1 protein-coding gene is annotated in these 728 nt (G+C 57.7%); it reads left to right on the forward strand.

Annotated elements, in window-relative coordinates; genetic code table 11:
- Positions 1-209 (forward strand): hypothetical protein (locus AC1D0A_RS21945; protein ID WP_476946840.1); only part of this gene is annotated, 209 nt, incomplete at its 5' end.
- Between the last annotated feature and the right edge of the window lie 519 nt (positions 210-728).

Here is a 728-nt window from a genome sequence, read left to right on the forward strand (position 1 = left end):
CCATCACCATCGGCTGCTGCTGGATCGGTCTGGGAGTTGTTTATCTAACCTTCCTCACCAAAGGATTCCGCAAGGAACCACCAGAGATGGACCTCCACGACCGTGAGAGCCAGCCGGGCGAACCCACCAAGGAGGTTCAGCAACCAAACACTGACGACACGCGGTCAACCAAGCAGAATGCCAGCCAGGCCCAGCCCACCGAAATCTAACCCCCACCACCAATACAAGGACGGGCCAGGCACCAGTGCCCAGGCCCGTCCCTCTGTGGCGGGTGCCATCTCGAGAAACGGGACCTAATCAGCGCCATTGCCACCGTTCCCTTTCACACCCGATCGGCGCTCTCCAAAGTCGTACCGTTCCGTAGTGACAACCCACTGCATCCCGGGCTGCGGAACCGCCACCCGGGATGCGGTGCAATTTCTGTGGCAAACCTCCGGGTCAAGAGAAATCCGATCGGGCGAGTATGCCATCGCTGAAAACCATTTCTTCGTCCCAAAGAGCCGATTCGCTACGTGCGTGCCCACATCATGAGCACCAAATCAAAGACGACATAAAGAGCAAAGCAGGAGTCCAATGATTATCACGATCGAGGCCGACCGCTACTTCCACATCACAGGCCTATCCCCGACAGAAATCGAAGACAGTATCAACACGGCTGTAGAGATGGCCCGCGACCACTCGATGACAGAAGGATGGCAGGGCATTCTCGTCACCCGCCACGGACCTGA

It is taken from the genome of Arthrobacter sp. P1_D4 (assembly GCF_056406115.1).